This is a genomic window from Streptomyces altiplanensis (assembly GCF_053591575.1).
The window spans coordinates 1-6,289 of sequence record NZ_JBSFUB010000181.1 but is presented as its reverse complement, the minus strand read 5'-3'; the positions used below and the strand labels follow the sequence as shown (position 1 = coordinate 6,289).

7 protein-coding genes are annotated in these 6,289 nt (G+C 68.5%); 4 read left to right on the top strand and 3 right to left on the bottom strand.

What is annotated here, in order from left to right:
• Positions 1-91: 91 nt before the first annotated feature.
• The gene (locus ACWD0Y_RS35760) at positions 92-550 is read right to left on the bottom strand and encodes a carboxymuconolactone decarboxylase family protein (protein WP_450264429.1); all 459 of its coding nucleotides are present in this window, start codon (positions 548-550) and stop codon (positions 92-94) included.
• Between the two features lie 86 nt (positions 551-636).
• Here ACWD0Y_RS35760 and ACWD0Y_RS35755 point away from each other — a divergent pair, with 86 nt between their 5' ends.
• Entirely contained in the window at positions 637-1,512 is an 876-nt protein-coding gene (locus ACWD0Y_RS35755; RefSeq protein ID WP_450264428.1) for a sigma-70 family RNA polymerase sigma factor, read from the top strand.
• Positions 1,513-1,980: 468 nt separating this feature from the next.
• Here ACWD0Y_RS35755 and ACWD0Y_RS35750 read toward each other — a convergent pair whose 3' ends face one another.
• Both ACWD0Y_RS35750 and ACWD0Y_RS35745 read right to left on the bottom strand, forming a co-directional pair.
• Positions 1,981-2,775 carry a PIG-L deacetylase family protein gene (locus ACWD0Y_RS35750; RefSeq protein WP_450264427.1) on the bottom strand — a complete coding sequence of 265 codons (795 nt, stop codon included), beginning with the start codon at positions 2,773-2,775 and terminating at the stop codon, positions 1,981-1,983.
• 16 nt (positions 2,776-2,791) lie between these two features.
• Positions 2,792-3,031: a hypothetical protein gene (locus ACWD0Y_RS35745; protein ID WP_450264426.1), complete on the bottom strand. Its 240-nt coding sequence runs from the start codon at positions 3,029-3,031 to the stop codon at positions 2,792-2,794.
• A gap of 292 nt (positions 3,032-3,323) precedes the next feature.
• On the opposite strand from ACWD0Y_RS35745, the gene ACWD0Y_RS35740 reads away from it, so the two are divergent.
• The 3 genes from ACWD0Y_RS35740 (at position 3,324) to ACWD0Y_RS35730 (ending at position 6,188) form a co-directional block, all read left to right on the top strand.
• Entirely contained in the window at positions 3,324-4,574 is a 1,251-nt protein-coding gene (locus tag ACWD0Y_RS35740) for a hypothetical protein (protein ID WP_450264425.1), read from the top strand.
• 205 nt (positions 4,575-4,779) lie between these two features.
• Positions 4,780-5,784: a hypothetical protein gene (locus ACWD0Y_RS35735; RefSeq protein ID WP_450264424.1), complete on the top strand. Its 1,005-nt coding sequence runs from the start codon at positions 4,780-4,782 to the stop codon at positions 5,782-5,784.
• A 92-nt stretch (positions 5,785-5,876) separates the two neighbouring features.
• Entirely contained in the window at positions 5,877-6,188 is a 312-nt protein-coding gene (locus tag ACWD0Y_RS35730; protein WP_450264423.1) for a hypothetical protein, read from the top strand.
• Positions 6,189-6,289 lie beyond the last annotated feature (101 nt).

The following is a 6,289-nucleotide window of genomic DNA, read 5'->3' as shown; positions in this document are numbered from 1 at the left end:
GCGATACGACAAACTCGCCGTCCGCTACGAAGCAACAGTGCTGGTCGCAGCCATCAACGAATGGCTGTGACCAGCACTTTCACAACAGGCCCTAGCCCCAGGTCCTGCCGGCCGGTTCCTTGATGGTGCGGTTGATCCGGTTGAAGAAGTTGGTCAGCGCGATCTCAAGGTTGATCGCGCCGATCTGCTCCTCGGTGAAGTGGGCGTTGACCTCTTCCCAGATCTGGTCGGTGACGCCTGGAGCACCGTCCTGCAGACGGGTTGCGGCCTCGGCCAGCGCCAGTGCCGCGCGCTCCGCATCGGTGTAGAACGGCGCCTCGCGCCACGCTGCGACGTTGTGCAGCCGTTCGTCGGTGTCACCGGCCTTCTTCCCGCCGGCAACACTGGCGTAGACGCACGCCGAGCAGCTGTTGATCTGGCTGGCGCGCAGGTGGACCAGCGCGAGCAGCTTCGGGTCGACGCCGCCGGCGGCGATCGCCTTCTGGAGGTGCTGGATCGCGGTCCACACATCGGTGTTGTTCGCGTTCTTGTTCTTGAGCCGGTTTTCCATGGGGGAGTGCTCTCCTTCATCGGGTTACGTTGCGGCGCCTGTGCGCGTCATCCCTATGACGGAGCAGCTTCCACGGAGGTAACAACATGGCCGGCACCCATCCCGCGGACCCGATGGTCGATGTCTTCGAGTCCCACCGTGACCGGCTCCGCGCCGTCGCCTACCGGATGCTCGGATCACACGCCGACGCGGAAGACGTGGTCCAAGAGGCATGGCTGCGTCTCTCCCGCCAGGACACCGACACCATCGACAACCTCGGCGGCTGGCTGACCACCGTGGTCGGCCGCATCAGCCTCGATGTCCTGCGGTCGGGCCGGACGCGCCCAGAAGTCTCCTTCGACGATCAGCTACCGAAATTCACCGTGACGCTCGACGACGCTCCCGCTCCGGAAGACCTCGCGGCAATCGGGGACTCCGTCGGCCTCGCGCTCCTCACGGTCCTCGACTCGCTGCGTCCTGACGAACGACTGGCGTTCGTGCTGCACGACGTGTTCGTCGTGCCCTTCGCGGAGATCGGCACCATCCTCGGCAAATCCGCCGACGCGACCAAAATGCTTGCTAGCCGTGCCCGCAGGAAAGTACAGGCCGCCCAGCAGCCGACAGGCGCCGGACGACAACAACGCGAGGTGGTGCAAGCCTTCCTGGCCGCAGCCCGCGACGGCCAGTTCGAGCAGCTGCTGCAGGTTCTCCACCCTGAAGTGAAGTTCACCGTCCACACACCGAACGGCACGTTCGTCACGCTCGGAGCCACCGAAGTCGCCACCCGCGCGCGAGTGGCCGGCAGCGCAGCACGAGGACGTGCGGCGACCGTCAACGGCCGCCCCGGCGCCCTCTCCTGGAACGAGGACGGCACCCCGCTTTCCCTCCTCGCCTTCACCGTCACCGACGGCCACATCACCGAGATCACCGCTGTGGTCGACCCGGCCAAACTCGCGCTTATGGACCTGCCAGACCCGGTGTGACTCCCTACCGGCGAAGGCCGCGCGTACTCGAAGTGGTCCACGCCTGGTCCGCAGAGACGTCGAATGTCAGCCTCTGAGAAAGCCTCAGTAGTTCGGAGAAGGTATGGGAACCACCACTTCGGCTCACCGCCGGAGCCATTCCAGATCAGCGAGACCTTGGGGAAGCCCACCCACAGCACGGCGGGCCCGCCGGACACCCTAGTGTCTCTCTCACAGGAGCACCCGTGCGGATCGTCCGGGGCCCCTTGCACCTGGTACACGATGTGCTCGCACTGGCAGCGTCCGGTCCTGAGCGCGACGGCTGCACCTGGTGCATCGACGGCCGGGTTCGTGTTACCCGGCGGGCTGCTCGGGGTGGCGGGAGGGTCTGTCTGGCCGGAGTGGTGGGGTGAACTGGGCATGGGACTCCTTGTCCGTCTTCATCGGCCCGGGCCGATGCCACTGGTTGGGTCGTGACGTGAAGCGTGTTCACCGAGGGCCGGGTGGAGGGGCCGTGAGTGCTGAGGCGACCGGGCCGCCGCGAGGGAGGCCGAGACGGGTGAAGTACTCGGTGGCGAGGATGCGGTCCCGTCGCCCGGCGTCGGCGCGGGACAACAGCGCGGGAAGCGGCCGCTCGCCGTGGAGCTGGCTGCGGTGTGAGCTGATGGCAGCCCATTTGCGGGGGAGCAAGGCCGTCACGTCCACGGCGGCGGTCACGTACTCGTCGGGCATGGTCAGCAGGGATTTCCCGACCCTGCTGAGCAGCGGACCGAGGTCGGCGATCCCGGCCTGAGGATGGGTGGCCGCGTAGAAGGCGGCGGGCTGCCACGGCTCGCCGGTGTCCGGATACAGGTGCGGAAGACCGGCGGCTTCGACGGCAAGGAGCGTGATCTGGTGGGTGCGCCGGTGGTCCGGGTGCCCGGTCAGCTGGCCCAAGGCGTCGTGTCCGACGACGAGATCGGGCTGGAACTGCCGGATGTGTGCGACGAGGCGGCCGACGGCCTCGTCGAGGGGCGCGTCGACGAGGCGTACGGCACCGCCGGGTGCCGAGTCGGGGTTGCGCGCGTCGGCGTAACCGAGCAGGCGCGGCGTGCCGGCGCCCAAGGCGTTCAAGGCGGCGGCGAGTTCGGGGGCGCGGTGGCTGTCGGCCGTCCAGGTGGCGGTGACGACCGCGGTGCGGGCGCCGGCGGCGGCGTGCTGGGCGAGGACTCCGCCGGCGTGGAGGGATTCGTCGTCCGGGTGTGCGAAGACTCCGAGGAGGGAGGGTGTGCTCGGTTGCGTCACAGGGGCCTCGGGGTGGTTAGGGAGCGGGTACGGGGGTGCCGGTGAGGTTCCCGGCGCGACGGGCGATGAGTGGGGCGAGGGCGGGGTGGACGCCTCGGGCGCAGGCCTGGAGGAGTTGGGCGAGCGCGATGAGTTCACCGGTCCGGCCGGCGTCTGTGTTCAGGACGTGGGCGAACTCGTGCCGGATCCGGGAGGCGGTCGCGGGCGCGGCGAGCGTGTACGCGTGCAGAAGTTCTTCGCATTCTGGGTGTCTCATGAGACAGCTGATCCCGACCTTCGCGCCGGTCAGCGAATCGCGCGGCGCGCCGCCAGGCGGCGTGAGCCTGTGCGGCGGTGAGACAACGCCAAGATGCTGAACCGGTGCGTCGGCAGGACAGTGGGTCATTGATGAGGCTCCATGAGTTTCCCCACCGGCTGCTTGGAGGTTCCTCCGACCTGCTCACCGCGATTCCCCACCTGCAGCAAGTTGTGGATCGGTGCCGCTCGGGCGGGACCAGCTGTTGCTGTGCCGCGGAGGCTGTGTCAGTGCCTCCTGCGATCCTTCTTCGATGATCAACGAGTACGAGAAGCTGCTGGCGGGGCTGGACGATGTGGACTGGGCCAGCCTGTCCCACGCCTACGAGTCGGCGCATGACGTTCCAGGGCATATACGCACCCTGTGCGGGAGCGACGACGAGGCGCGCAAGCAAGCGTTCAGCAGCCTGTTCAGCAGCATTTTTCATCAGGGAAGCCGCTATTCGGCCTCTCCGGTCGCCGTGTCATTCCTCGCGAGGATCGCCCTCGCGGGCCCCGCGGCCGCCCGCGAGGACACGATGTGGCTGCTCACCCGCCTGGCCGTGGACTGGCACGACGAGTACGACGTGACCACCGGCATCAACGTGGCCGGATGGCGTGCCGCCGCGGCGGAGGTCGGACCGGAGGAGCTCCTGCCGTGGTACGAGGAGCAGCTGGCCGCCGCGACGGATGCCGACCAGCGCGCACAGCTGCAGGAAATACGGGACTGGGTGGCCGCCGGCAACTCGCCCGACTCTCGGTGGTCGGCACTCCAGTCATACGACGCCGTCCTGGCCGAACTTCCCGGCCTTCTCGCCCTACTCGACGACGATGACGCACGATTGCGGACCCGGATCGCCTACCTCCTGGCCTGGTTTCCCGAATTCTCCACCACCTCCCTGCCCCGCCTCCTCGCCCTTGCCGCACACGAGAAGGACCCGGTCACCGCAGCCACCGCACTGCTCGCCGCCGGCCTCGTCGGACCTTCCTCCACGGCCGAGGACATCCCCCCGTACCTGGATGCCACAGATCCGCTGATGCGGTGGGCCGCGGCCACTGCCCTCATCCGCCTCGCCGGCCTCGACGGAACCCCTGTCGGCCCCAGCCTGCTCGGCCGGGCTGTCACGGAACTCACCGCAGCTGCCCGCAGCCCGTTCGATCGCGTAACCGACTACTGCGAGGGCGACCTTTTCGGCCACATCGAGCGCACCCTGCACGCCCTGCCGCCCGGCTCGGACCCGGCCGCCGTGCGCGAGGCGCTCGACGCGTGCCTGCCCCGCATCGTCTGGGACTGCTACGGGTCCCGCACCCGCAGGGCGATCGAGGAGCTCTTTCCCGCTCCGCAGCCGCGCCCCGCACCCCGCTACACCGACATGACAGCGGCGCAGCAGCAGCTGTTGGGCGATCTCGCCGGCCACCGGCACGCCTGGCTCATCCGCTCGTCCGCAGACCGGCTGCGGGACCTCGGCCTTCCCCACACGCAGGAAGCCCTGCAGTCCTTCGTCGGAGCGCACCGCACCGCCTGAAGCACCGCAGCACCACGCAGCGAGCGAAGGAGTGCTCAGGAGCGTAAAGGCGGCACGGCTGCTCGGCCCGACACGCACGCTGAACGAGCGGGCGACTCCTGCTGGCCACCTGTGAGGCGTTCGTTCCGTACAGGGGGTCAGTCCTGGGGGAGAGCGGCGCGATGGGATTCGGCCAACGGGTTCACGTGGCCGCCAGGTGAAGTGGATGCTGCGTGCGCCCTTTGAGCAGTGGCGGGACATCGGTCTGCGCGGCTACGGCTTCGACGGGCTGCGCCGAGCCGGCTGGTCGGGGCCGAACGAGGACCGGGATGCGGTCTTCGCCGACGGGCTGTACGGCACGGGGCTGCGCCTTCAGGAGTGGGGCAGCGTCCTCGACGTGGAGATTCCGCACTCCGCCGGAGGCCGTCTTCCGCGGGCCTGGTTGGCCGCGGCGTGTGTGAAGGGTGCCAAGGAGGGGCGGTGGTACCGAATACCGAGGGCGGTGCTGCGGGAGATCGGGGGCTACGTCGACCTGTTGGAGGGGTCCCGGACGCAGGCGATACACCGAGCTCAACAGCGAGGGACCTACGAAAAGATCCCGTATAAGCGGGTTGTCCGTGGCTACAACGCCCGAAGTCGGCTGCTGTATCTGGAGAGCGGGGGATCGCTCTCGGTGGACGTACTGGGCCCCGACGAGCGCCGCCTGCTGTTCCGGCGTACCGCATCCGGGCTGGAGCCGCTGGCCCTGTGGCTGTCGCCGAACGGGATGCCGAAGAAGTTCGAGGGCTGGGAGGATACGTTCACCGCCGCCAACGAACGGATCCAGCGCGTTTGGGCACAGGCGGGCGGGGAGGGAGTCGTGCCGTTGTGGTGCCGCCCGCACATGTGCCGGCACTCCTTCGCCCTCAAGTGGTATTCGCTGCTCTCGACGGTGTGGCAGCCCCAGCTGGATGGCTTCACCGAGCAGGAACTGCTGGACATCCGGGAGATGTTCGGGGGCGTGTGGTACGCGCTGTCACTCATGTTGGGGCACGCGGATCCGTCCACGACGCGGGATACGTATCTGGAGCCGTTCACCGCGCTGCAGGTCGACTACTTGATGGAGTTACTGGACAGCGAGGAGACCCAAGCGGTCGAGGCGCTGATCCGCACCGTGGCCGAGCAGGGCGGCCGGACGCTGACCAGGGTCGCTCGCCCGGGTATGAATGTCCAGACAGGGGGCAGCGCATGAGCGCAGGAGGGCGTGGTGGACGCCAGGCGGCCATGCCATCGAGTGACTGGCGGCCTCCGGAGCGGCTGCTGGAGGCATCGGGGGGTACCGCGGTGCGCGTCATCGAGGAGTCTGGTGCCCGCTCGCGGGTGTTCGACTTCGCCGACATCCAGGACCCCAAGGGGAAGCGGGTCGTGATTGATGAGGGCCTGCAGCGCTGGTTCGCCTCATCCTTTGCGGAACGTACCTCGCCGCGTTCGGGCGTGAAGCGGGTGAGAGGGGCCGAGAGTCTCTACTCAGTGCTGTCCTGGCTGGCCCGCTACTTCTCCGTCCAGAGCTCGACCGTCCGGGGGCCGGGTGACGTCACCGCGGCGCACGTGCTGGAACTGTGGACGCACACGGAAGGGCGAAACGCCGCCTCGTAATGCAGTCTGAAGTTCCCCCCGCGAGCTGGACAGCGGGGGCTTACGCTGCCGGGGCGAGGTTCTGCCTGAGCAGAGACCTCGTTTCGAGCGGGGTGACGTAC

Coding starts and splice junctions, on each gene's coding strand:
- ACWD0Y_RS35760 (WP_450264429.1), bottom strand. CDS start 550: ATGGAAAACCGGCTCAAGAACAAGAACGCGAACAACACCGATGTGTGG.
- ACWD0Y_RS35755 (WP_450264428.1), top strand. CDS start 637: ATGGCCGGCACCCATCCCGCGGACCCGATGGTCGATGTCTTCGAGTCC.
- ACWD0Y_RS35745 (WP_450264426.1), bottom strand. CDS start 3,031: ATGAGACACCCAGAATGCGAAGAACTTCTGCACGCGTACACGCTCGCC.
- ACWD0Y_RS35740 (WP_450264425.1), top strand. CDS start 3,324: ATGATCAACGAGTACGAGAAGCTGCTGGCGGGGCTGGACGATGTGGAC.
- ACWD0Y_RS35735 (WP_450264424.1), top strand. CDS start 4,780: ATGCTGCGTGCGCCCTTTGAGCAGTGGCGGGACATCGGTCTGCGCGGC.